16 protein-coding genes and 1 tRNA gene are annotated in these 26,802 nt (G+C 32.5%); 3 read left to right on the top strand and 14 right to left on the bottom strand.

Translation table 11 applies throughout. From position 1 onward, the window contains the following. Nucleotides 1–104 precede the first annotated feature (104 nt). The 3 genes from clpP to H6589_10625 all read right to left on the bottom strand — a co-directional run bounded on the left by clpP (nt 105) and on the right by H6589_10625 (nt 2,507). A complete protein-coding gene (gene clpP / locus H6589_10635; protein MCB9175052.1) occupies nt 105–782 on the bottom strand; it encodes an ATP-dependent Clp endopeptidase proteolytic subunit ClpP in 678 nt (225 codons plus the stop codon). 127 nt (nt 783–909) lie between these two features. Further along, nucleotides 910–2,265, bottom strand: a complete 1,356-nt coding sequence (gene tig / locus H6589_10630) for a trigger factor (GenBank protein ID MCB9175051.1) — start codon at nt 2,263–2,265, stop codon at nt 910–912. Between the two features lie 160 nt (nt 2,266–2,425). Beyond that, nucleotides 2,426–2,507, bottom strand: a tRNA-Leu gene (locus H6589_10625). A gap of 74 nt (nt 2,508–2,581) precedes the next feature. Here H6589_10625 and H6589_10620 point away from each other — a divergent pair. Continuing rightward, nucleotides 2,582–2,875, top strand: coding sequence for a hypothetical protein (locus H6589_10620; GenBank protein ID MCB9175050.1), 294 nt, complete (start codon nt 2,582–2,584; stop codon nt 2,873–2,875). Here the strand turns inward: H6589_10620 and H6589_10615 are convergent. The 7 genes from H6589_10615 to H6589_10585 all read right to left on the bottom strand — a co-directional run bounded on the left by H6589_10615 (nt 2,872) and on the right by H6589_10585 (nt 14,081). Then, the gene (locus H6589_10615) at nt 2,872–4,680 is read right to left on the bottom strand and encodes an ABC transporter ATP-binding protein (GenBank protein MCB9175049.1); all 1,809 of its coding nucleotides are present in this window, start codon (nt 4,678–4,680) and stop codon (nt 2,872–2,874) included. The genes H6589_10620 and H6589_10615 overlap by 4 nt on opposite strands. Before the next feature lie 117 nt (nt 4,681–4,797). Then, nucleotides 4,798–5,313: a hypothetical protein gene (locus H6589_10610; GenBank protein ID MCB9175048.1), complete on the bottom strand. Its 516-nt coding sequence runs from the start codon at nt 5,311–5,313 to the stop codon at nt 4,798–4,800. A 4-nt stretch (nt 5,314–5,317) separates the two neighbouring features. Next, nucleotides 5,318–6,034, bottom strand: coding sequence for a 3'-5' exonuclease (locus H6589_10605; protein ID MCB9175047.1), 717 nt, complete (start codon nt 6,032–6,034; stop codon nt 5,318–5,320). Between the two features lie 54 nt (nt 6,035–6,088). Then, nucleotides 6,089–6,496 carry a hypothetical protein gene (locus H6589_10600; protein MCB9175046.1) on the bottom strand — a complete coding sequence of 136 codons (408 nt, stop codon included), beginning with the start codon at nt 6,494–6,496 and terminating at the stop codon, nt 6,089–6,091. After that, nucleotides 6,496–8,127: a S41 family peptidase gene (locus H6589_10595; GenBank protein ID MCB9175045.1), complete on the bottom strand. Its 1,632-nt coding sequence runs from the start codon at nt 8,125–8,127 to the stop codon at nt 6,496–6,498. The genes H6589_10600 and H6589_10595 overlap by 1 nt, the downstream gene beginning before the upstream one ends. A 19-nt stretch (nt 8,128–8,146) precedes the next feature. Further along, nucleotides 8,147–8,587, bottom strand: a complete 441-nt coding sequence (locus tag H6589_10590) for a dCMP deaminase family protein (GenBank protein MCB9175044.1) — start codon at nt 8,585–8,587, stop codon at nt 8,147–8,149. 97 nt (nt 8,588–8,684) lie between these two features. After that, a complete protein-coding gene (locus H6589_10585) occupies nt 8,685–14,081 on the bottom strand; it encodes a gliding motility-associated C-terminal domain-containing protein (protein MCB9175043.1) in 5,397 nt (1,798 codons plus the stop codon). A 285-nt stretch (nt 14,082–14,366) separates the two neighbouring features. Here H6589_10585 and H6589_10580 point away from each other — a divergent pair, with 285 nt between their 5' ends. Both H6589_10580 and H6589_10575 read left to right on the top strand, forming a co-directional pair. Then, complete coding sequence (locus tag H6589_10580; protein ID MCB9175042.1) at nt 14,367–17,093, top strand: PQQ-binding-like beta-propeller repeat protein; 2,727 nt, start codon at nt 14,367–14,369, stop codon at nt 17,091–17,093. An 85-nt stretch (nt 17,094–17,178) separates the two neighbouring features. Further along, complete coding sequence (locus H6589_10575; protein MCB9175041.1) at nt 17,179–19,086, top strand: tetratricopeptide repeat protein; 1,908 nt, start codon at nt 17,179–17,181, stop codon at nt 19,084–19,086. Between the two features lie 100 nt (nt 19,087–19,186). Here H6589_10575 and H6589_10570 read toward each other — a convergent pair whose 3' ends face one another. From H6589_10570 to H6589_10555, 4 genes are all read right to left on the bottom strand, one after another. Then, entirely contained in the window at nt 19,187–22,387 is a 3,201-nt protein-coding gene (locus tag H6589_10570; GenBank protein MCB9175040.1) for a SpoIIE family protein phosphatase, read from the bottom strand. Between the two features lie 45 nt (nt 22,388–22,432). After that, nucleotides 22,433–24,769: a T9SS type A sorting domain-containing protein gene (locus H6589_10565; GenBank protein ID MCB9175039.1), complete on the bottom strand. Its 2,337-nt coding sequence runs from the start codon at nt 24,767–24,769 to the stop codon at nt 22,433–22,435. A 210-nt stretch (nt 24,770–24,979) separates the two neighbouring features. Then, nucleotides 24,980–26,383, bottom strand: coding sequence for a T9SS type A sorting domain-containing protein (locus tag H6589_10560; protein ID MCB9175038.1), 1,404 nt, complete (start codon nt 26,381–26,383; stop codon nt 24,980–24,982). Beyond that, the gene (locus H6589_10555) at nt 26,352–26,744 is read right to left on the bottom strand and encodes a hypothetical protein (protein MCB9175037.1); all 393 of its coding nucleotides are present in this window, start codon (nt 26,742–26,744) and stop codon (nt 26,352–26,354) included. The genes H6589_10560 and H6589_10555 overlap by 32 nt, the downstream gene beginning before the upstream one ends. Nucleotides 26,745–26,802 lie beyond the last annotated feature (58 nt).

The raw sequence follows: 26,802 nt of genomic DNA, 5'->3' as shown, positions 1-26,802 counted from the left end.
AATGAGGCGAAATTCATATTATTTCTTAATTTTTCTAATATTAAAAAAACTTAATCCTTATTTTAGAGTTAGCTCACCCTCCCTTCGGGAGGGATGGGGTGGGCTTATTTTTTCTCTTTTACTAAAACTTCGTCAATCATACCATATTCTTTGGCTTCTTGTGCAATCATCCAGTAATCTCTATCGCTATCTTTCCAAACAGTATCGTAATCCTTACCCGAATGTTTAGCAATTATATCGTACAATTCTTTTTTTAATTTTTGGATTTCTCTTGCAGTAATTTCGATATCGGATGCTTGTCCTTGAGCTCCACCTAAAGGTTGGTGAATCATCACTCTTGAATGAGGAAGGGCTGTTCTTTTTCCAGCCGCACCAGCACACAATAAAACAGCACCCATAGAAGCTGCCATACCCGTACAAATAGTTGCTACATCTGGTGCAATATACTGCATGGTATCATAAATACCTAAACCTGCATAAACACCACCACCTGGTGAGTTTACATAAATTTGAATATCTTTTTTTGCATCAACCGACTCTAAAAAAAGCAATTGTGCTTGAATAATATTTGCTACGTAATCGTTAATTCCTGTTCCAAGAAATATAATTCTATCCATCATTAATCGAGAGAACACATCCATAGAAGCTACGTTCAATTGACGCTCTTCAATAATAGTTGGAGAAATATAATCGGCATGAATCGATTGATATTGATCGTATACTGAGCTACTTATACCTCTGTGTTTAATAGCATATTTTCTAAATTCGTCTTTGTCAAACATAGTTGTTATGGTTTTAAATTGTAATTAAATTGAAGCCTCTAATTTAGTATTTTAAGATTTATTTATTTATGATTTTTATACAAAGATTTAAACAAAAAAGCCCCGCAAAATTGCGAGGCTTTTCGTGTTATTTTTTGCCGTAAGCTATTTTGGCAAAATCTTCATAAGAAATTTCTTTCTTATTTAATTTAAAGATGCTTTTAAACAACTTCATCATTTTCATATCGTACATCATCATATAAATGTTACGAGCTTCCTCTTGGTTTTGCAACACTCTGTTAGCAGTTTCTGTTAAATCTTTATCGTCATCGCTTGGTAATCCCATGCTTGCTAATTGTTGTTTTAGCAACCCTTTGGTATGCTCAACAACATCTTCAAAAGAAACTTTAATGTCGTATTTTTTAATGATTTTATTTTCCACCAACTGCCATTTTAATTCTTTAGCGTATTGGTCATACTCTTGTTCAATTTGTTCTGGAGTAACTGGATTCTCATTACTTGAGGCAATCCATCTTTTTAAGAAACTATCAGGAAGTTGTAGACTTAGCTTGCTTAACAGCTCATCTTGAATATCTGTCTTTAGTTTTCTATCGCTATCCACAACCAAACCTTGCGACATTTGTTCTTCAATTTTACCCCTAAATTCTTCAACCGATTTTACATTGTTTGGTCCAAAAACTTTATCAAACAAATCTTGGTTAACTTCTGCTGGTAAAATTTTGTTTATTTTTTCAACGGTATATCTAAACTTGTTGTTGATGTTTTTTAATTCGTTTGGTTTAACACCTAAAGCAGCAGCAACATCCGATTCGTGTTCCGATACTTTTTTAGGGTCTAACTCAATAACTGAACCAGCTTTAGCTCCAACTAACGATTTTTGAAGCGACGAATCGGTAACTGATTTGATAATAACTACTGATGAATTGGTAATTCCACCTTCTTTTACCTGTCCGTTTTCTAACTCTTCAAATTTACCAAACAACATATCATCTGCATCTGCAACTTCTGGATTGGTCATTTTACCATATCTTCTCGATAAATCTTCAACATATTTATCAATATCAGCTTTAGCAACTTTTATAATGTACTGGTCAAACTTAAATTTATCAGAAAGTTCAACTTCAAACGAAGGTGCCAATCCAACATCATATCTAAATTCAAAATCTTTTTGATTTTCCCAGTCAATTTTTTCTTGCTCGTCTAATTTTGGAAGTGGATTTCCTAAAACATCCAACTTTTCTTCAGCAAGGTATTTTTGTAACGATTCTGATAAAACTTTATTAATTTCATCAACCATAGCGTTAACACCAACCATTTTCTTTACCATTCCCATTGGCACATGACCCTTTCTAAATCCAGGCACCGAAGCTTTATTTCTGTAGTCTTTTAATACTTTATCTACATTTTTTTGATAATCCGACTCTGACAACTGTATTTTGATTACAGCATTTAAATTGTCAATTTTTTCTTGTGTAATGTTCATTTGAGTTTTGGCTTTAGTCCAGTAATTGTTCAATTTTTTAATACGATTCCGCTTTTCAGCAGAATAAGTTCTACTAACCACTACATAAGGAGTGGAGTTTCACTAAATTTAAAAAAGGTACAATCCCGATAGCTATCGGGACTCGTACCTTTTTCTTTTGTACAGGCGGAGAGACTCGAACTCTCACACCTCGCGGCACTAGATCCTAAGTCTAGCGTGTCTACCAATTCCACCACGCCTGCAAAAGGACTGCAAAAATAATATTTTTTAATTAGTTGACAAGATGTTTTTGAATATTTGATTAAATTTATTGATTATGACCAAAGCCCAACAAATAAAACTCAAAGCCTTGATAAAAAAGTACAACTTGATACTTAAAGAATCGATGGAAATTGCTTTGATGGAAGATTTGTTTAACCTTATTATTGTAAATGCCGATGATAAAGATTTTGAGCTAAAGGATATGCTCTTGGATAAAGAAAATCTAAAAAGTTATATTATCAAGGAATTCATTCGACTTAACAACAAGCCAATTACTTCTCAGCTAAAAGACATGGAAGAAATTAAACTAAAACTGGTAAAGAATAAACAGCAAAAATTAAATCTTTAAGCTATCATTCCTGCATTTGCTTTCTTTTTTGCAATTGCAGCCTTAATATCATCTAACTCACCTTTTGGTATAGCTCCAATTAATTTTTTAGTGTATTCCGTTTGTGGATTGTTGTAAATCTCATCAGCAAGTCCCATTTCCTCAATCTTACCCTGGTTCATTACCACCATTCTATCGCTCATAAACTTAACCACCGATAAATCGTGAGAAATAAAAATATAAGTAAACCCAAATTCTTGTTTTAACTCATTTAACAAGTTTAGTACTTGGGCTTGGACAGAAACGTCGAGTGCAGAAACCGACTCATCGCAAATAATAAAACGAGGGTTTAATGCTAACGAACGTGCAATACAAATACGTTGACGTTGACCGCCTGAGAACTCATGTGGATAACGGTAAAAATGATGTTCTGGTAAATTTACTCGTCTTAACAACTCCATTACTCTTGCTTTTCTTTCAGCATCATTTGCCAATACATTATGAACTTTCATTGGCTCCATAATAGCTTCACCAATGGTAATTCTAGGGTTTAATGATGAATAAGGGTCTTGAAAAATAATTTGCATTTTTTTTCTGTACTCCCTCATTTCTTTAGCACCTAAATTGGTCAAATCATGACCTTCAAAAATAATTTGTCCTTCGGTTGGTTCCAACAATTTTAAAATAGTTCGACCCAAAGTGGTTTTACCACAACCCGACTCACCAACTAAACCTAAAGTTTCACCAGGGTAAACATCAAAAGTAATATCGTCAACTGCTTTAACATATTCGGTAGATTTACCAAACAAGCCTTTGCTAATTGGAAAGTATGTTTTTAAATTTTTTATTTGTAAAACTGGCTCTTTTGCATACAATACTTTGTGTTGTGCAGCAGTTTCCTCTGCAGAAATAATCAAACTATTGGTAACTTCTTCAACCGATTTGTTGGTTTCATGCATTACTCCTTCTTTATCAACCGTCATAAAATCAGCTACCGTTGGTAACCATTTTAAACGTTTGTTCAGTGGTGGGCGACAAGCCAATAATCCTTTTGTATATGGATGTTGTGGATTGTTAAAAATGTCTAACACCGATCCTTGCTCAACCACCTTACCTTTGTACATTACTACCACTTTATCAGCCAATTCAGCAATTACACCTAAATCGTGTGTAATAAACATAATACCCATATCATGCTCTAACTGCAATTTGTTCATCAATTCCAAAATGGTTTTTTGAACTGTAACGTCTAAAGCTGTAGTAGGCTCATCGGCAATAAGTATTTTAGGATTGCACGACATCGCCATAGCAATCATTACACGTTGCTTTTGTCCACCTGAAATTTGATGAGGGTAAGTATCGAAAATTGCCTCTGGACGAGGTAATTGTACTTTTTTAAACAACTCAATGGTTCTTAATTTCGCTTCTTGCTTATTCACTTTTTGATGAACAATAATTGCTTCAGCAACCTGATCTCCACAAGTATATACAGGATTTAACGAAGTCATGGGCTCTTGAAATATCATGGCAATTTCGTTACCACGAAGAGTCCTCATTGTTTTTTCATTCGCTTTTGCTAAATCTACTATTCCACTCGATGTGTGAAATAGAATTTCTCCAGAAGCAATTCTTCCTGGAGGGTTTGGTATTAATCTCATTACAGAAAGTGAAGTAACCGATTTACCAGAACCCGATTCACCAACAATTCCAATTGTTTCTCCTTTATTTAAAGTGAAAGAGATATCATTTACGGCTTTTACCGTTTCGTCTTCAGTTCTAAATTCAGTAACTAAATTTTTAATTTCTAGTAATGTTCTGTTTTCCATAAATAGACTTATATACTGTAAAAAGGCTTTAAAGATAAGTGTAAAAACGAATTAATACAACTATTGAAGACATTACCTAACAAAAGATTAGATGAAAGCCCTATTATAGCTTATTAATCAATAGTTTAAGTCGCTAATTAGTATAGAAATGTATCCATACTCTTGGCTATCGTTAATCATAGCTATCTCTACTCCATTAGCAGTTTTTTTACTTTTTGTTCTCCAAGAGGTGTAACCATCGTCGGCAACTTTTCCAGTACCATAAGTATCGGTAAAATGTTTGGTTAACTCAACAAACAAATTGTTGGCATCTTCAATTTTATCAAAATAAGCCGAAAGTTCAATTTCGTACAAACTGTTTTCAGAAAAATCGTATGAAATGGTATAACTATTACCCATATCCATATTGTAATCGTAATACAAATATTCAGGCATGTTATCAACCAAAAACTCTTTGTTTTCTAGTTGCTGAACCTCTTCGATTGTACTACCAATTTCTACTCCTCTAAAAACTCCTTGGTCTGATTTTATTATAGCATCGAAATGCGGAGATGTAGCTTTTTTACACGAAAAAATAGTTAGAATAATAATTAACGAAAAAAGGCTTTTCTTTTTTAACATTTTGAATTTCATTTGTTTAGCTATAAAAAATATGTGCTGAATCGATTAATTGCTCGTTTTTAAATTTCAAAAATAACTGGGTTAAAGCTACGACATCTTTTTGACAATAATTTGCAATTCTCTCCAAATCATTTTCTTGCCAATAAACCTGATTTACCATACTGCCATCAATGTCATCTTTTGGAGTTGGAATATTAAAAAGAGTTGTCAGCAAACTTAGCGAAGTAAAATGTTTATAATCACCAAATTTCCATAATTGCAAGGTATCTAAATGCTGAACTTCCCAAGGTTTTTTACCAGCTAAATCTAAAATACAAGGAATACTCAAACCATTTACCAACCCTCTCCGAGCAATATAGGGATAGTCAAACTCTTTTCCGTTATGAGCACAAAGTATGTGCTGAGGTGTATCGTAATGTTTATTCAACAATTCAAAAAAATCGGCTAAAAGCTCGGCTTCATTATGGTTATAAAACGACTTTAACCTTAGTTTTTTAACTCCCAATTCAATTTTAATAAAACCTACTGAAATACATACGATTTTACCAAACTCGGCATAAATACCAGCACGAGAGTATGTTTCTGATGGAGTTTCGTCTTCTTTAGAAATAAATTTTGATTTATGCTCCCAATGTTTCTTGAAATCATCAGAAAGCTCATCGAACGACTTAACCGCCGAAGTGGTTTCAATATCTAAAAATAAAATCTTTTCGAGATTGATGTTGTCAAGCATTTTTAATCAGTATTAAGTGACAACCAAAGGTATGAAAAAAGTTTTGATAGAAAATTACTTAATCAATATGCCTTTTTTGAAAATAATAGGTACAGCTATTAAATTCTCCTCTTTTATGGTTTCTGCCAAAAAAATGTATTTCTTATCTAACAATTCATTGTCTTTAAAAAAACTCAACCAATACTCGTTATGTAATCCAAAAACATTCTCCATTATGGGTTCAATTTTAACAAAACTCATGGGTTCAACATCTCCTAAAGCATGACGAAGTGTAGTGGTCTTGGTTTCTTCACCATTTTCAAGTTTCAAATAACCCCTGGAAGATACCAATACTTGTTGAAGTTTTTCATTAGTCATATTAATCAAGTAAACATTCCACTCATCTTGATTAAGTTCATTCACTTCCTTTACAACGGTAATAGCAACGTCTTTTATTTGGGAAGGATTAATATCTTTCTTCATTATTTATTGGTAATATTAAAAGTAGAAATTGCCTCTTGCACGGTATTATCTTCATCGTTGATGATAACGTAGTAACCAAAATTACCGAACAAATCCTTACTTATCGATGCTCTCAAAGCTCTAACGATGATTTCTTTCGACAACTTAATTTCGCCTAAATTCCTAGGCAATTCGTTTTTCTCTGCAAATTTAATTAAGCTATTAAACAAGTCGTTTGAAACTCTAAATTGCTTCTTAAACTCAATAGCATTTTTGTATTGGTCTTTGAGTTTTTTTCTATTGTTATCTACATACTGTAAAGAAAAATCTTGTAAAATTCCTCGATAACGTAACTCGTAAAAATAATTAGTGTTTCCAACAGTATCAATTGGCACAAAAACATCAGGCATAATACCTCCTCCTCCGTAAACAATTTTTCCAAGTGGGGTGTAAAATTTTAATGAATCAGGAAAATGAATACTATCGGCACTTAACAACTCTCCATTTAAATAGCGATTGTACGATTCCATATTATAGTTATCCATCCCATCATCATAAGGTTTTTGAATACATCTACCTGATGGGGTATAATAACGAGCAACTGTTAAACGAAGTGCCGATCCATCTGGCCACATTACTTGCTCCTGTACTAACCCTTTACCAAAAGAACGACGACCAATAATTGTCCCTCGGTCGTTATCCTGAACAGCTCCAGCTAATATCTCACTTGCTGAAGCTGAATTCTCATTAATTAAAATGATGATATTCGTTTTTTCCAATATTCCTCTATCAGTAGCATAAAATGCTTCTTTATTTCTTGATTTACCTTGGGTGTAAACAATCATTTTATCTTTAGCCAAAAACTCATCGGCAATGCTTGTAGCGGCTCCCATCACACCACCACCATTGCCTCTTAAATCAATAATAAGGTCTTTCATTCCTGATTTTAAGAGTTTTTTAGTTGCCGACATAAACTCTCCATAAGTGGTTTTAGCAAACCTATTTATTTTAATAAAACCAATTTCGTCATCAATCATATAAGGTGATTCAATACTAAAAATTGGAATTTCATCTCGGGTAATGGTATAATCAATCAGTTTTTTTATGCCTTTTCGAGCAACACTAACATTTACTTTTGTTCCTTTAGGTCCTTTAAGTAATTTAATCACATTTTCGTTAGTTATACCATTTCCTGCAATTGTTTTCTTACCTACTTTTATAATTCGATCACCTGCTTCTAAACCAACTTTTTCTGATGGTCCGTTTGCGATAACAGAAAGAATCATAACCGTATCATTATTTATTCTAAACTCCACACCTATCCCTTGAAAATTCCCTTCCAATGGATCGTTCATTTCATTAAATTCTTTTGCAGGAATATAATAAGAATGAGGGTCTAACTTTGATAAAATACTTGCAATAGATATCTCGGTTAATTCTCCTTTATTAACAGTGTCTACATACATGTCTTCAATGAAATTTAAAATCTCATTGAGTTTGTTTGAATTTTTGAGTTTAGCATTTACTGGAAAAATGATGGTTTTATCAACCGAATTTTGAGATAGATATGCACCTAAATAAACCCCTATAACCACACAAAATGCAATTACTGTTGGCAATATAAAATAGAGAAAGGTTTTATTCTTATTCATTCCTTAGTAATTGTTAGGGCTAATCTAAATTTGAAATTTGGTCAACTTGTATTCCTGATTCTTTCAAAAAATGGATACCAGCATCGTCTTTGTAAGAATTATAATAAACTACTCTTATAATACCCGCTTGTAGTATTAATTTACTACATTCTTTACATGGAGATAAGGTAATATAAAGTGTTGCTCCATCAGCATTATGTGTAGATTTTGCTACTTTTAATATTGCGTTAGCTTCGGCATGTAAAACATACCAATGCGTTTTTTCATTTTCATCTTCGCAACAATTATCAAATCCTGTTGGTGTGCCATTGTAGCCATCTGAAATAATCATTCTATCTTTTACGATAATAGAACCAACCTGCTTTCTTTTACAATGCGATAGTTTTCCCCACTCTAAAGCCATTTTTAAATAAGCCTTATCATAGCGTAATTGTTTTTGCTGATCGTATTTTATGTCCATGCTTTTTATTAGAGTGACAAAAGTATGAAATTGGCAACAAAATACACTATAAAAAAAGAGGCGGTAAAATAACCGCCTCTTTTTTATTGATGTTTAACTACTGAATAATAGTAACATGTCCTATGCGTTCGTGTTTTTTATTGTTGTAATCTTTAAAGAAGAGTTTCCATACATACACTCCCTCTTGTACTCTGGTGCCTTTGTAAAATCCATCCCATGGCTTAAACAATACATCTGTATCAAACAGTTTCTCTCCCCATCTATCAAATATCATAAAGTGATAATCCTCTGGTGAGATACCAAATCCTGTGGGCCCAAACATATCGTTCTTAAAGTCAAAATCTGGGGTAAAGGCATTGGGTATATAAATTCCATATTCTGCTGTTATCGTTACTAATTTTGTAATGTCATCTGTACAGCCATTCATGTCTATTACTGTTAAGGTTACTGGGTACACGCCATTGGTGTCGTCTGGAAATATATATATTGGATTGGGGTAGTTGCTTGTATCTAGTCCTCCAAAATCCCAATGATAATTATCTATAGCACTTCCACTTTGGTCGGCAAACTGAACCTCTGTTTCAAACATGCTTGTTGGGTTGGGTGTTGAACTAAAGTCTGCTACTGGCAATGCGTTGATGTCTATCTGATTCACCACCACATTTGTTTTTGAGCATCCTCCTCGTGGCGCTTGACTGTATACGGTCATGCTTACTGTATATGTTCCTACTTGATTGTAGGTGTGTTGTATCGTATCCCATGGCTGTGTTGCTGTTGTACCATCTCCAAAATTCCATGTCACTCTATTGGTATCTAACATCCCATTTGTGGTATCGGTTAAGTTATAAAATGTTATCGCTTCTCTTGGTTCTATACATAAACTCAAGGTATCTGCACTTGCTTGTGGGTTTGGTAAGTTATACAGGTAGATTCTTATTGTGTCTGTTACTGATGGTGAACAGCCATCATTTAATGTTACTGTATAGGTAGTAGCTCCTGTTGGGGTTACTGTTGGGTTTGATGTGTTTGACCCTGTCATGTTGGTTGTTGGTGACCAACTATAGGTGTATGGTCCTCCATTACCAAAGCTTGCTAGTGCATTTAGGGTTGTGCTTACTCCTGGACAAACAGTGTCCTTCGTAGTGGATGCTATTACACTTAATGATGGGTGTACTATCACCGTTACTCGTCCTGTATCTGATGGACAGCCATTGGCATCTACTGCTGTTACTTCATAATTCGTGGTCGTGTTTGGTAATGGACTCACTGTATGATTTTGTCCTACTCCCAATCCATTGTTCCATGTGTATACATATCCTGCTCCAGAACCGCCTGTGGCTGTGGATGTGATGTTTGTTGTTTGTCCTGCACATATCGTAACATTTGGACTTACACTGCTTATGGTTACTCGTGTTGGCTCGGTTATTATTACACTATCACTTGCTGAACATCCTGTTGCTTGATCTGTAATGGTAACATAATATGTGCCTGCTGACAGTCCTGTTGCTGTTTGTGTCAGCTGTGCAGGTACGGTTGACCAACTGTAATCGTAGGTAGTTAATGGGTCTGAACCTGTTACTGTTGCTGTACCATCTGCTCCTCCTTTACAGGTCGCATTAGTACTACTTGTTACGTCTGCTGTAATGCCTGGGTTATTACCTATTGTTAGTGTAAAGGTAGTATCGCATGTATTTCCATCTCTTACTGTTACTGAATAGCTACCTGGAACTTGATTAAAAAGGGTATCGTTTGATGTTGGTCCAGCTCCCCAATCGTATGTGTATGCTCCTGTTCCTCCCGCAAAATTTAATACTGCTGTCCATCCATCTGGCTGATTACAGTTCGCATTTTGTGTAGCTGTTGTATAAGTAAATGCCGCTGGTTCGGTTAAGGTAAAGGTTGAGTCTAGTGTACATCCCTTTGCATCTGTAACGGTTACTGTTGTACTTCCTGTTGGCAAGTTATTCTCTACTGGTGTTGTGTTTGTTGATGTTGTCCAACTGTAAGTGTATGGCGATGTGCCGCCTTGTGGGGCAACCACTACTTGTCCATTTGTTCCTCCTGAACAACTCACATGGGTTAATACATTCGGTATGCTTAAAGCCAATGGCTCTGTTAAAACTCTTTGATCAGTTAATGAACAACCATTTGCATCCCGAATCTCTATATCATACGTTCCAGCAGTAAGGTTAGAGAATAAAGATGTTGTTACAAATGACACTCCATTATCAATACTATAATTCAATTGACCTGTTCCTCCATTTGCATATATAGAAATTGAAGCATTATCACTTTCATTACAAGTTTCATTTGTTGTTACTATTGAATCTAAAACCATTAATGGTGGGTCGGTCAAAATAGTGTCTTTTGTAACCTGACAACCTAAATTATCTTCAACTAAAATGGTATAAGGTGTTGCAGCACACAATCCCGTAAAATTATTACCTAACTGTAATGCTCCTCCATTAATACTATATTGTAATGGGTTGATACCTTGAGAGGCATAAACTAAAATTTCACCATTACAATCTCCATTACAAAGAGGTGCAGTTAACACCAAACTATCTATAATAGGTGAATTTGAATTATTTACATTTTCAACATTCGAAAATTGACAACCAACAGCATCCTGGATTACAACATCATATGGACCAGATACTAAATTTACAAATGAGTCTAATACTTGAAAAGTAATTCCATTATCATTACTATACGTATAAGGTGAAACTCCATTTGAAGCATTAACTGTTATTGACCCGTTAGTTTGACCACAAGTTGCATCAACTATAGTAGTTGTAAATGATGGGTCAGAAAACGTAATTGTAACAGTATCTACATCTGTGCAACCCAAGGTATTATCTTCAGTCCAAAATAAATTATAAGTACCCGAAGTAGTAGCTGTAACTGTTGCCGTTGGAGAGTTTGCTGGTGCAAAAGTAATTCCAACTGGTCCAGTCCAAGTACCTGTACCAAAACTCGGTACTGCATTTAAATTATAAGTTAATGTACAAGTTGTGTCATCTACACCAGCATTTGCTTGAGGTAATCCAATAAAAGGCCCTCCTGAAATGGTTAGTGGACACCCATTGGTATCAGCCACATCAAAACTATACATATCTCCGTTTTGCAAGCCATTTATTTGTATTGTTCCACCATTAGTAGTAGTTGTATTTACAAAGCTTGCAGTTGCAGGTAATAAATTTGAAGCAGTGTATAGAGACCCATCTATTTGAGGTGCTCCACCGTTAATAGTAATAGTAAAACTACTATCTTGGCAATTTGGAGTAGGGTTTGAACTTACCAATTCAGGTAAATATTGGACTGATACAGGTACTCCCATTGAATAACAATTACTTACTGTATTAGTAAAACTGTAATAACCTTGAATCGTATCATAAAAAGTAATTGGAACAAAATACAATGTACTGTTTGTAAATGGAGCTCCAATTGCACCTGTATTCAAATCACTAAAACTATTTCCATACCCAACTAACCCTAATAAACATGGATCTATAGGGTTACCCATAGCATCCCATAAATCATTTTGAGGAAACACTGCTGGTAAACAGCTATAAACTAGGTATCCAATTCCGGGATTGTACCCTGCAGCAGGATCGTATGTTGTAATTGGTGGTGAAGTTGCTTCTGCTGGAGGAATCATATCTCCATTTGTAGTCATTGTGAAACTTTCTCCAAAACACAACTTTACATTATTTGTTGCAGGAGTCCCATCCACATCATTAGTAAATGTTCCAACATTAGCTGAGCAATCACAATTCGGTGGAGCAGTATCTCCAATACTTATAGTACAAGCTAAATCATCTGAAAAAGTAGATGTAACGGTATATGCACCTCCACCTGTTGGTATATCAGTAGTCCAACTTGCTGGCGAACTAAATGGAGCATTAATTATTGTGTCGTAGGTAGTTGTTCCATCATCAATTGTTATTGTTAATGTTCCTGTAGTAGGTGGATCAGTAAAATATGTATTAGATGTAACACTAAACAAGTTATTGATACAAAATCCTCGTGATATTATTATCGAATCCATGTTACATGGAACTGAACAGCTCGGTCCTGTAGACAATACAATATTTTCAACTGTATTACCGCATACTGCATCTGTTACAGTAACTGAATAATTATTAGCACACTGACCTGAAATTGAAGGAGTTGTTTCTCCTCCTGGAGCCCACAAATACGAATATTGTCCACTTCCTCCAGAAGTAGTTAATGAGATTGAACCATCGCAATCTCCAGCACATGTTTCTGTCACCGTATCAGGAACAGTAGTAACCGGGCCAAACAACTGAACAAATTCAGTTTGAAAATCTGAGCAAGCTCCTGCAATTGTTGCAGTAATAGCATATGTACCAGGAGTTGTATAATTATGAGCTGGAGGATTATTTCCTGTAAAAGTAGATCCATCTCCAAAGTCCCAATCAGGAATACCTGTAGAGTTATCTGTAATGGTAACTAAAACAGAGGCTCCACATGTAACAGTCGTAGGGCTAATCGTAAAATCAACATCTGGAGAAATCTCTGCTGTCATCCCTGGTCCAAAAGAAAAATCTAATCCTGTTACAACAGTATTGGTATAGTTATCAATTTGAATAGCATAAGTTTGACCTGCAGTAACTACAATTGGGTCACAATATTCTAAAGCAGGATCATTTGAAATAGCACTCTCAGGACAATTACCTGCAGCTCCAGTCAACATCCCTGCAAGGCTCGCTTCATTTCCATAATTATAATTACAAGCAACCTCAACTTCATTCCCAGTTCCTACACACCCATTCGTTATATCATAGATTGTCCAATCCCACTCAACACCAGACCCACCTATTGTTGCAGCTGCCTCCCATTCTAATGTTCCTGTTTGAGTTACAGTAAATTGAAACCAAACATCTTGATTTCCCCCACCAGGAAAACAAGATGGAGCAGCTCCTGAAGAGGTAAAAATTGACATATCAGGAATATTTGTTGTAGCATTTTTATCACATAAAGGGATAGCTCCTGCACAAGCGTTACCTCCACCAGCTGGAGGATTATACGAATTTACACATAAGTCAAACCCACCATCATTACCAGCATTAGACATAACTCCAACCCATACTTGAGTACCAACAGTAAAACCCCAACTTAAATTCAACGTATTTGATCCTGTAACAACACCACATGTTACTAATGAGCCTGTTGTTGAAGGGCAACCACCTGTATAAAGAACAATTTCTGAGTTTGTTAAACCAGAAGGAGTTAAAGTAAAATCATTTTGTGAGCCAGATACCACATAAGTATACCAAACTTCATTTGCTGGAGCAGCATTACAAGCTCCAAACATTATATTTTCAGAAGTTGACCCTGTAGTAGTTCCTGTTGCACAACCATTACCTGTGGCATCTAAATTTAAAATGGTACCAGTCACACAATTATCTGACTGAGAAAATCCATTTATAATCAATAATAGTAAGGGCAGAATTATTAATTTCTTCATAAGTTACTGTCTATGTATATTTTATAGTCGATTTTTTATGCAACAAGGTTGCCTTAATATTAAAAATCAATTAAAATTGAACATTATTAGTGAAATTTAATTTTACTTTTTGTGAAATTAGTTGTTTTTTGTTTTAGTAACCAAGCAATATTCAATCTAATATTATAATCTTAACAAGTAGATTTCTTAAATACTTTATTAAAACATACTTGTTAATTGTTTCTTATAATTTACTTCTAGACCGCTTTATTTACATGTAATTTTATTACATAAAATTGAAATAAAATGACTAAAAAAATTCTAGTTATACTACTGGTTTTGTTGTTGATAGTAATATCAATATTTTCCTATAATTTTTATAAAAATGTTAAACAACCACTTAACACTAACTCATTAGTGGCTGTTCCACTTAATGCTTCAATTATTGTTCAAGGAAAAAACTTTAAAGATTTAGTTAAAAAATTAACCTCATCAAATATTATTTGGGAAGAATTGGTTGCTAATACCGAAAGCATTAATGAATACAATAAAAAAATCCAATTTTTAGATTCGTTATCTAACGATCAGCTAATCCATCAACTCATTTTAAACCAACCAGTACTAGCATCCGTTCATCAGCTTGGAGCGACAGGTTTTGACGCTATTTATTATTTTTCCACCTCATCATCAATTGAAGAAGAACAACTAATTAATCATTTAAAAACGATAACAAAACGTAATCCTGAGTCGAGAATTTATGACGAAGTCTCGATTTACAATTTTAAAATTGATGAAACATCAAAACTGGCATTAGTTTACCACAAAGGAATAATTGCCATTAGTTTTAGTGCTATTTTAATTGAAGATGTAGTTCGACAACTTAATACTTCTACTTCATTATTAGACGATGTTTCTTTCGGAAAAGTACTAAGCACATCTGGAGAATCTGACTTTGGAAATATTTTTGTAAACCCTTCCAATTTCAGTAAAATACTCAACTCTATATCCAACAAAACATCTAAATCTGCTTTAAAAAGTATAGAATTATTTAGTAGTTGGATGGCTCTTGATGCTTCAATAAAAAGCAACGCTTTAATGTTAAACGGTTTTTCTTTAGCAGAAGATTCGGCTAGTTTTTATCTTAGTTTATTCAACAATCAAAAGCCACAGGAGATGGATTTGGTTAATATTTTACCAAGCAACACTGCTTATATTTATTACAACAGCTTCAGCGATTTAAAAAGTTTTTGGAAAAAGAAAAAAACAATATTAACCATTCAAAATCAAGCAACGGCATTCGAAAATTTAGTGAATGATTTTTCAATAAATAATCAACTAGATATTGAAGAGGAATGGCGTGGTTTTTTAGGTAATGAAATGGCATCCATTATTACCGAACCTTTTGCTGATTTGGATTATACAGATAATCAATTTCTAGTTTTTAAAGTAGTAAATAGCGAAAAAGCACTTGTTTCTTTAAATAATATTGCTTCAAAAATTAACGAAGAAAATCATCCTACTACAACTTTTAATGATTTCACCATTTCCAAAATAGATTTTAATAATTTCTTCTCTACTTTTTTTGGAAAACCTTTCTTGAACATTAACAACCCTTACTACACCATTATTGATGATTATTTAGTTTTTGGAAATTCTGAAAGTGCTGTACAACAATTTATTGCCGACAATAAAAATCAAAAAACATTGCAATACGATTTAAATTATCAGGCATTTAAAGAAAATTTATCTTCTAGCTCAAACATTTTTATCTATAACAACATTGCCCGTTCGGTTAAATTGTATCCAAATTTTATTGAAGAAACTCACCATAAAACCATTGAAAGTAAAGTTGAGTTGTTAAGAAAATTTGAAGCTATTGCCATTCAAATAAACAGCCAGAAAAACAATTTGTATTACAACAACATCTATTTAAAATACAACCCTGTTTATAAACAAGATACCAGAACGGTTTGGGAAACTGCACTTGAAGCTACTGTAAGCAGCAAACCCGAAATTGTATTAAACCACAATGATAATACTAAAGAAATTTTTGTTCAAGACGACAACAACAAAATATATCTTATCAGTAATACTGGTAAAATACTTTGGTCTAAACAATTAAGCTCAAAAATTATTGGCAAAACTCATCAGGTAGATGCATTAAAAAATAACAAACTACAATTGTTGTTTAACACCTCCGAAAAACTTTATTTGTTAGACAGAAATGGTAAAGATGTTGGAAAATTCCCTATACAACTTACTACTCTAGCCTCAAATGGAGTAGCACCAATGGACTATGAAAAAAATAGAAATTACAGGCTGCTAATTGGTTGTCAAAACAATATGGTTTACAACTACGACATAGAAGGAAACTTAGTTAAAGGTTGGGAATACCAAATGGGCGAAGCTCCTGCTCATAGTAGCATCTCTCATTTTCAACTTGCTGGTAAAGATTACATTGTTATTCCACTAAAAAATGGTAAACTAAAAATTATTGAACGTAGCGGAAAAGACCGGTTAATATTAAAAAACAAGCTGCCAAAAACAAACAATCCTATCTTTATAAAAGTAAATGCAGATTTGAAAAAAATATATGCTTCAACTTTAGATTCGTTGGGGAATGTAGTGAAGCTTTATTTTAATGACGTTATCGAAAATAGCCCAATAAACAATACTGAACCAACGTCCTATTTCGATTATTTTGATGTAAACAACGACAATACCAATGAATATGTTTTTGCCAATAAACAATCGGTAAAAGTAATTGATGCCGAAAAAAATGAATTGTTTAAACTTGATATCAGCAGTGAAATCTCGAGTTTTCCTTTGTTTTTTAAAATGCCAGATAAAACCAATAGAATTGGTATTGTGGCTTCAAACTCTATTTATTTGATTAATCATACAGGTGAAATTGAACGAGGCTTCCCTTTAACTGGTTCTACTCCATTTAGTATTACACATCTTTCTAACGACAAAACACTTAATTTAATAGTTGGCGACAAAAACCTTATTTACATGTACAACTTGGAATGAAGATTATGTTTTTTTAACATCTTCTTTAACTATTAAGTATACGCTTTCCGTTATATTTCATTCCTTTGTTATATAATTAATAGAAGTGATTGCAAATTACAACCTCATATCTACTCGAAGTTCGTTTCTCAAACCAACATTTTTAGTTGCACTATTCTTCATTTTTTTAAATGGATTTAGCCAAATAAAAAAAGAAAACAAGTTGTTGATTGGACGTATTGAAATGTCGAATAAAAACTACCAAGAAGCTATTGAAAGCTTTAATATTGCCTCAAACAACGACCCTTTAAATTACGAACCTTATTATTTTCGGTCGATAGCAAAAATAGAACTAGGTGATGTAATTGGTGCTGCAAACGACATAAACAAAGCCATTGAATTAGAGCCTAGAAATGTTGATTTGTATATTTTACGTGGCTCAATAAACGACAGACAATCGAATTATCAAAAGGCATTTGAGGACTTCAACAAAGCTCTTTCAATTGACGCAAGAAACCCTGATATTTATATTAATCGTGCTATAACTTATAGCAATTTAGATGATTTTACCAATGCGGTTAAAGATTGTGAGAGCGCGTTGAGGTATCGTTCAAAAAAAGAAATCATCTACATTGTAAGAGGAATGGCTGAAATTGGTTTAAAAAACTTCGACAAAGCTATTAGCGATTTTAATGTAGTTATTGAAAATAGTCCGTACAACTCTACCAATTATGTGAGAAGAGCAACCGCTTATTATTTTTTAGAAGATTATGAATTGGCATTAAATGACATTCAAAAATCGTTGTATTTAGATTCCAAAAATAGCTATGCGTATTTCCAACGATCAATGATTTACAATAAACAAAACAAACAAAACGAAGCTTTAGCTGATTTAAACAAGTTGATTGAATTATCTCCAAACTCAGCTTCAGGATATTACAATAGAGCATTATTACATACTGAAAAAGGAAACACGAAAACCGCAATTAAAGATTACGATAAAGTTTTAGAAATTAACAATACTAACATTTTGGCTTATTACAATAGAGCTATCTTACATCAAAAATTAAAAAACAACAAAGCTGCTAATGCAGATATTGAAAAAGCCATTGAACTGTACCCTGATTTTGTTGATGCCTACAAATTAAGAGCAACCATAAGATATGCCATGGGTAATTACAAAGGTGGAGATGCCGACAATCAAACGGCTGAAATTATAAACAAATCAAAACTTAACATCACTGACAGCTTAAAACAAGCTGAAGAACTTTTAATTGCTAAAATAACTTCGTTTAATAGTGGCAATAACTCCAATAATGCTGAGAACTTCAAAACCAATAGTATATCACTATTACCGAGCTATTCTATCCAACTATTTTCCAATTTAAAAGAAAAAAGAATTATTGATTCTTGGAATAAAACAAAGAAGAGTTTTACTTCCTATTTCTTAATTCATAGCGATGAATCTGAAACTTCATTAGAACAATTTAACTTATCTGAAATAGCCGATTTAAATACAACAATAGCGCAAAACAACGATGATGCTGAATTGTATTTAAAAAGAGCCATATTATACGCCTCTATTAACGAATATAGCAAGGCATTAGCCGACTTTGATAAATCATTAAAACTAGATTCTACCAATTACATTAGTTATTTTAGTAGAGCAAACCTACTTTACAAACTAATTGAAGAAACGGAAAAAGAAACTGTTCAGTATACTTTAAAAATGGTTTTATCCGACTACGCAAAGTGTATTAAAGAAAACCCAAATTTTAGTTTTGTTTACTTTAATCGAGGTAATTTAAAGTTTAAAGATGGAAAATATCTTGAAGCGATTGACGATTATACTGCATCAATTAAAGTAAATCCAAATTTTGCAGAAGCTTATTTTAATAGAGGATTGATTCTATTGGTTTTAGACAACAGAGAACAAGCTTGTAAAGATTTTAGTAAAGCTGGGGAATTAGGTTTTTTAACTTCTTATGATTTGATTGCGAGGTATTGTAATTAAGAAGTGTAAGTTTGAAGTTGGAAGTCAGAAGATGGAAGTTGGAAGACAGAAATTTAGAGGCAGAACTTTGAACTGAGAATTGAAAACTGTGAACTGAAGACTAAATCTTCACGCACATCACAAGCACATCATCAATCTGTTCATTATCACCCATCCACTTAACTAATTCATTTTTTAATAATTCTTTTTGGTGAACTGGTTCTTTTTTATAAATCTTCATAAACACATCTTTTAATTGTTTGTTCATGAATTTTTTTCCTTTAGGTCCACCAAACTGATCAGGGAATCCATCGGAGAACATATAATAAACATCATCTTTTAAATATTCAAACTCACTCAATTCATACTCAAAATCGATAGGAGCACTACCCCCAATTGGCTGACGACTACCTTTAAGCTCATGTAACTCATTATCTCTAATATATAAAAGAGGTCTGAAAGCACCAGCATAAGAAATTATTTTTTTATCTAAATCGAAACAAGAAATAGAAATATCCATACCATCTCTACTTTCACTATCCTCGTCTTCTTGCTTTAATACTTTTTTAATTGCAATATTTAACTCTTTTAAAATTTTATCGGGGCTGGTAATTTTATTTTCGACAATGATTTGATTCAAATTGTTAACACCTATCATACTCATAAAAGCTCCAGGAACACCATGACCAGTACAATCGGCTGTTGCAAAAATTAATTTGTTACCTACTTTTTCATACCAATAAAAATCACCACTAACCACATCTTTAGGCAAGTATAATATAGCTACACTATCCTTTAATTCTTCTAATTTGGTAGGTTTAGGCAAAATCGCTTCTTGTATCTTTTTTGCATAATTGATGCTGTCGGTAATGTTTTTATTAACCACCTCAACTACTTTTTTCTGCTCAGCCAATTCTGAATTAACACTTTCAACTTTTTCTTTTTCCTCGCGTAATTCTTTTGTTCTCTCTTCAACCTTAGTAGTTAAAATAATTTGTGTTTTTTTAAGATTTCTTGTTCTAACAACTAAAATAGTATAACCTAATAACAGCACTGTTAAAACTACAGTAATATAAAACCAAGTAGTTTTATACCAAGGAGGAGAAATTGAAAAGCTAAATACTTGTTCAGCTTCAGTCCAAACTCCATCACTATTTCTTGCTTTAAGTTTAAATGAATAATTACCATGTGGTATTGCAGTGTATACCGCTTTTCTATCTTTTGTTAATGGCAACCAGTTTTCATCTAATCCTTCCAATTTGTATTGGTAATAAACCTCATTTGGATTGGTTAAAGAAACCCCTACAAATTCAAATATTAAATTATTCTTGTTGTATTGTAATTCTAGATTTGTTGGTAATCCATTATTATCATCTATACTTGAAGAATAGTTATTCCAATCAACATCTTCAAAATTCAGTTTAATCGTTTTAAATGATACAATTGGTGCCTGATGATTGATTTCATCATTTTCAGAATGATACTTATAAACACCGTTAATAGTACCGAAATAAAGTTGATTTTTTTTATTTCTATAAACAGCATTCAGGTTACATTCTACACCATTAAAGCCTTCATTCTTACCATAATTCCTTATTTCAATCTTATTATTTGAATTATTCCAATATTGATAAACACTCTCAATATTTATTCTATCTAAACCTTTATTAGTTCCTATCCAAATATTCCCTTTCCCATCCAATTCCATTAAATAAATATTTTCGGAAGTTAACCCACTAGATTCATCAATTTTTTTAAAGCTTTTACCATTGTATACATAAGCTCCCTCACTAGTTCCAATCCACAAATTATATTTAGAATCTATTCTAAAACACTTCACCCTATCACATACCAATCCTTGTTCGCTCGACAAAAATTCAAAACTATTTTTATTGTATTTATAAATCCCTTTATTTGAAGCTAAATAAATTGCCCCTTTGTACTCTACAATATTATAAACAAACTCTTTTGGTGAATTTAATACACTATGTAAAGTGTCATCTTTCAACACATAAAACCCAGTTTTACCACCTACGTAAAAATTATTCTTATGCCTATAAGTATGGTAGATATTTTCGTCTTTAATCTCCTTATCAGAAAATGGTATTGGTTTGGTTTTATCTCCAAGTAACTTAAACAATCCATTATTAGTTCCTAATAGAAGTTCATTTTTAAACTCATTAATATGATAAACACTACTAAATCCTAATTCTTTAAGCGTTTGAAATGTTTTTATAGAATTGTTCTTTTCAATAATATTAAACCCACCATTGATTCCTACAAAAATTTCGCCTTGATTATTTTCATAAACAGCATTAATATAATTGCTTAACAAACCATTTTGGATATTATAAAAGGTGAAAATTGGATTAAACTTTACTAAACCCTCACCTATAGAACCTAACCATAAGTTTTCTTCCTTATCTGTAAAAACCGACCATATTTTTTTATAGATAAATCCATTATTTTGGGTCATCCAAATAGGTGCATAAGTATCTTTGTTTAAAACATATAATTGATTGTTTAACGCCCCAAAAATGATTTGATTTTTATAGTTGGTTGACGATGTAAACGTCAAGCTAATACCAGGTAATTTTGGCAAATCGATAATAGATACTTCTTCTTTCTTTATTAAGTTAAGTCCATCAATTGTACCAACAATAATTTCTCCCGTTTTACCCTCTATTATTGTTTTAATATAGTTATTGGACAAACCTTCATTGACAGAATAATTAGTTACACCTCCAGATGGATTTAAAACGAATACACCCGCATTTTTTGTTCCTATCCAAACATTATTGCTACTATCGGTATAAATACAATTGATGAATGATGTGTTTAAAACCTCATTAATTGTTTTGATTGATTCAACAGAATCTAGTTTTGGAAAATACTTATACAAACCTTTGGCAGAACCAAACCAAACTTCTTCAGTTGATTTATTCACATGAACCCAATAAAATGAAATATCCTTCGCAAAGTTTTTTGAAACTTTAGTTACCTCATGATTAAGTAAACTTATCCCTTCTCTAGTTGCTGCCCAAACTCCCCCATCATTTGCAACGTCAATTGAAAAAACAACATTATTAGCTAAGCCATGCTTTTCTTTTATTGACTTGAAAGAATAGCCATCATAAATACCTAATCCACCACCATTTGTTCCATAAAGTAAAAATCCATTTTTAGATTGTGATATGGTTAAAACATCTGATTGTTCTAACCCTTCTGCAACGTTATAATTTGTATAATTATAGGTTTGTGAATAGGATAAATTATACCCTATTAACACACACAACAATATAAAAATGATATGCTTTTTCACCTTGGTAAATATAAAAAAAAGCCTCGCAAAAACGAGGCTTTTTTTTTATTGCTTAACTATTTTCTTTATAAAATGTTGGTTTTCATAGTTTATTGAAAGGAAATAGATTCCTGCTGGTTGATTTTGGAGTTCAAAGCTTATTCTATTCAATCCTATATTAATATTTGGAGACTTAGTTAATACAACTTCTCCTATACTATTCATTAATTTAACTTCTATTTTAGAATTGCTTATAGAATTTATTTCTAAATTAAAAGATGATGCGGTTGGATTTGGTCTAATACTTACGTCAATATCCTCTGAATTAATCAAATCAATACCTGTAAATATATATTCTGGTAAAATATAAACTCCAACAGTATCTACATAGAAATTTAACGAATCTAGCGGACCATCTCCTGGGTTAACCGTAAACGTATAAATAGAATCATTAGGTAACCCTGGTATATCAGCTCTTACAACAAACGTGGCATTATTGTTTAATCCTGTAAATTGAAAAAATCCATTTTGATCAGTAGTAGCTGAATTTATTGAACCCCCTGGAGATTGATCAATTGTAATATCAATATCTGGTATTGGTTCTCCAGGAGCTCTTCTCAACCCAGAATTATATCCATAATACTCTAAAACATAACCATTACATTGCCATGAACCTGTTTGAGGTAATTTTGGTATTAAGCTTATATCGACAGCTATTGTATTGTTACCACATGCTAAGTTTAAAACAAATGCACTATCCCATTGAGTTGTTGGTGTTGAAAAATCAAAATAGGATGGTAAATAGTTGGGGTATTTAATTGTTGATGGAACTGCCTTTACAACATAAGCACCATCAGGTAAATAATTAAATTGATAATATCCTGCAACGTCTGTTTCTACTGAATCTCTTTTTACGTATTTACCTGTTTCGGTTATTTGGTAAAGAAAAACCATCACACTATCAGCAAAAGTACTAGAGTAATCAATGTTTCCGTAAACATTCAATTCGCAAGAACAATAATTGTCATTTATACTTTCTATAGAATTAGAAGGCGTTAGTACGGTGGTAGATAATTCATTAACTACTACATCATAAACTGTATCAATAAAAGAATAATTTACAAAACCCAAAGTATCTTCTATTGGCAATGAAAAACTCATGGTTTCTGGGCAGTTTGTATTTAAATACCCATCCGTTTTAAACAACATAACACCACTACCGCTGTTCCGATTTGCAGAAGTTATTACTCCACCATCACTCGTATTTGCAATTGAAACATAATAAGTATTTCCATTTCCTATTGGCAATTCTTGGTTGGTTCTCATTTCTAAAAATTGACCAGTTGTGTTTAGTTTAAAAAGTACACTTCCATACGTATCGCTATTGAAATACCCGGCTAAATGTCCTGTAGTAGTTTGGATTATTTTTTCTACGTTAAAATTTCCTTCTCCTGCATTCAGATAATATGATTTTTTCCAATTTGTATTCCCATTTAAAGGGTCTACATTTAAAAGAACCAATCTTCTTGTAAATAAAGAAGTATCAGATATTGTAGCTGAAATTATTACATTATTGCTATCAATAACATTTACTGATACTATACCTGCACCACCATCCATATTTTCATAAGGAGCATCAAAACTCAAAGCATTGCTCCAAACAATATTTCCAAGTTCATCAATTTTAGTTAATTTCATTAAAGATGCTCCCACCTCGAAGAAATCACTATACTCCGATGAGGCAAATAAAAATCCACCATCTTTAGTTTGTTCTAAAGTTTTTATGTCATTTTTAAAATCAACATCACCAGCATTTTTACTTCCATAAAATTTTGACCAAATAACACCTCCAGAACCATCTGTTTTAATGATGTAAGACATGTTCATCGTAGTCCAATTAGATGCAAAGCCATAAATAACATAACCCCCATCATCAGTTCTTATCCCACCCCTAACTTCAAAATTTAAGGTATCTATTTCATAATATTTATTCCAATTGTGGTTTCCATATAAATCAAAATTGGCTATAAATGGCTGATTTTTATAGTTTGTATTCTCATAATTAGAAAAAATAGTAAAGTCTATATCTGATGCTACTGTAGCATTTAAGTAAGGGTAAGGCATTGATGAAACGGTGGAAAATTCAATTACTGTATCAAAAATTACAGCACCTTGATAATCCAGATTAGCAATATAATAATTCATCCCGTAACTTAAATTATCATAAGTACCAGCTAAAAAATAGTCGTTTGAATTTGGAACAGCATTAATTCTATAATTATTTACATACCCAAATCCATTAACATCAACCTTTATTGAATCGGTAAAAGTGATGTGTTTTATCTGACTAAATCCAAAAAAACTAGTAAAAACAATGCAAAAGAGTAATAATATTTTTTTCATAACTATTAATTTAAGTTGTTCATTTAAAGGTATAAAACTAAATAAAAAAGTAAATACGAAACAAAAAAAATTAAAGATATAGTTTTATCTATTATGTTAATAAACATATTATTTCAATTGCTAAAAGGGATATTACTTGAAGGATGTTCTAAAATTCTATTTTTAAAGTAACATTCCCTTAATCCCTCTAGATTGCGGATACGTAAAAGATTAATTGTTAGAACTCCCTTTTATAATCAACTTTTGATTATAGATTTGATTTTCTGAAGATGCTGTAACTAAATAAATTCCTGAAGGAATAGTTTTATCAATTGGTATCGCAATTAAGGATTTATCTTCATAATTTAAAACTACCTTTGAGAAAAACTCTTCTCCCTTTGTATCTCGCAATACGATTAAAACTTCGCTTTCAATTATTTCAGAGAACTGAATTTTTAAATGCTCACCTGATTGTAATGGATTTGGAAATAAACTAAACTCACCACTTTGTTTTTTTTCAACCCTAACAGGAACTATATTAGAATAAGTAAAAGCCCCATCAAAATCTGTTTGTTTTAATCGGTAATAAGATATACCTTGAAAAGGGGAATAATCTACATCTAAATATTCTATTGTAGTATTACTATTTCCAGCTCCGCTAACATTAGAAACAATTTCCCAATTTTTTAAGTCTTTACTTTTTTCAATAGTAAAGTAATCGTTGTTTATTTCTGATGCTGTAATCCATTTCAAATCAACTTTATCTACATTAAAATTAGCTTCAAAACTTAAAAGTTTTATTGGCAAAGGACTTGAGGGATTAGATAAAATAAATTCAGCTCTATTATTATTTCCAGTCTTGGTTAATGTGTTTAATCCTGTATTCAAAGTTGCTGATGCATCAGCCCAAGTTGTTATTGAATTGTCAATCCTCGAATTTAATATCAAAGTAGCTTCATTTGTATTGGCATCTGGATAATTACTATAATCAAAAACACTTGTGTATGTAGGAGATGTTCCTCCAACAATAAAAACTCCAAAATAAGTATTGTTATTTCCTAATCCACTTAATCCTGTTGTATAATTTGGAACATTATCAACCCTATAAATGTGCACTGAAACTGGTGTTCCTGATACTGTCTTAACCTCCATATTACCTTTAGAAGTAGAACCTAGTGTTAAACTAAATCCCGCCCAAGAAACAGGGTAAGAGTAAGCACTTGCAGTACCAAGTGGAATAGAAGAAACAACAATCTCTGTTGCATTCATATTTTTCATTGTTCCGGTCAACCCATTACTCGATAAATCAGGAACATTGTTCACTCCCATTCCAGCACCATCAAAATTCCAATAACCATAAAGATTAGGTTCACTACCTATTAATGATTTACACATTAAATCACGAATTTCGGTTTGAGACAATGCTTTATTCCAGTAGCTTACTTCATCTATTTGTCCTTGAAATCTATTTGTTGATTCTGCCGAACCATCGGATTCTCCTCCAATAGTAACAGGTCCAGCATCAACTTCACTACTTGTCCATTCACCCACTCCATGAGTATGAGAAGCTGCTACTACACCATTTACATAAATATATCTAGTTCTAGAACTTTGATCCATAAACCGCTGCAACATGATACCAAATATTATTAGATAATTGGTTAGCACCAGAGGGAACATCAAGACTAACAGTTGAAAGTCCTCTTACATAAAACCTTAACAATCCAGAACCAGGATCTCCTAATGATAAAGCATATCCTTTTGTATTATTTTCATCATCACACAATACTCTTTGACCAGCTTTTCCAACATTGGTAGATTTAATCCATGCACAAAAACTAAAACTTTTGGTTCCATCTTGATTTTGAAAAGTGGATTTCAACTCTACATTATTGTTGGTGCCATCAAAAACTAATAATTTTCCACCTCCCTGGCCAAAACTATTGGACAAATAAAATACAAATACTAAGGTAATAACAATTGTAAATTGCTTCATATAATGTAATTAATATTAAAATTTAAGAAATTAAGTTTGTAGAGATTACGTAAGTTTA

This window comes from Flavobacteriales bacterium (genome assembly GCA_020635795.1).
Taxonomy (GTDB): domain Bacteria; phylum Bacteroidota; class Bacteroidia; order Flavobacteriales_E; family Vicingaceae; genus Vicingus.
Note: the sequence above shows the minus strand (reverse complement) of the source record. Positions and strands in the feature narration are given on the sequence as shown.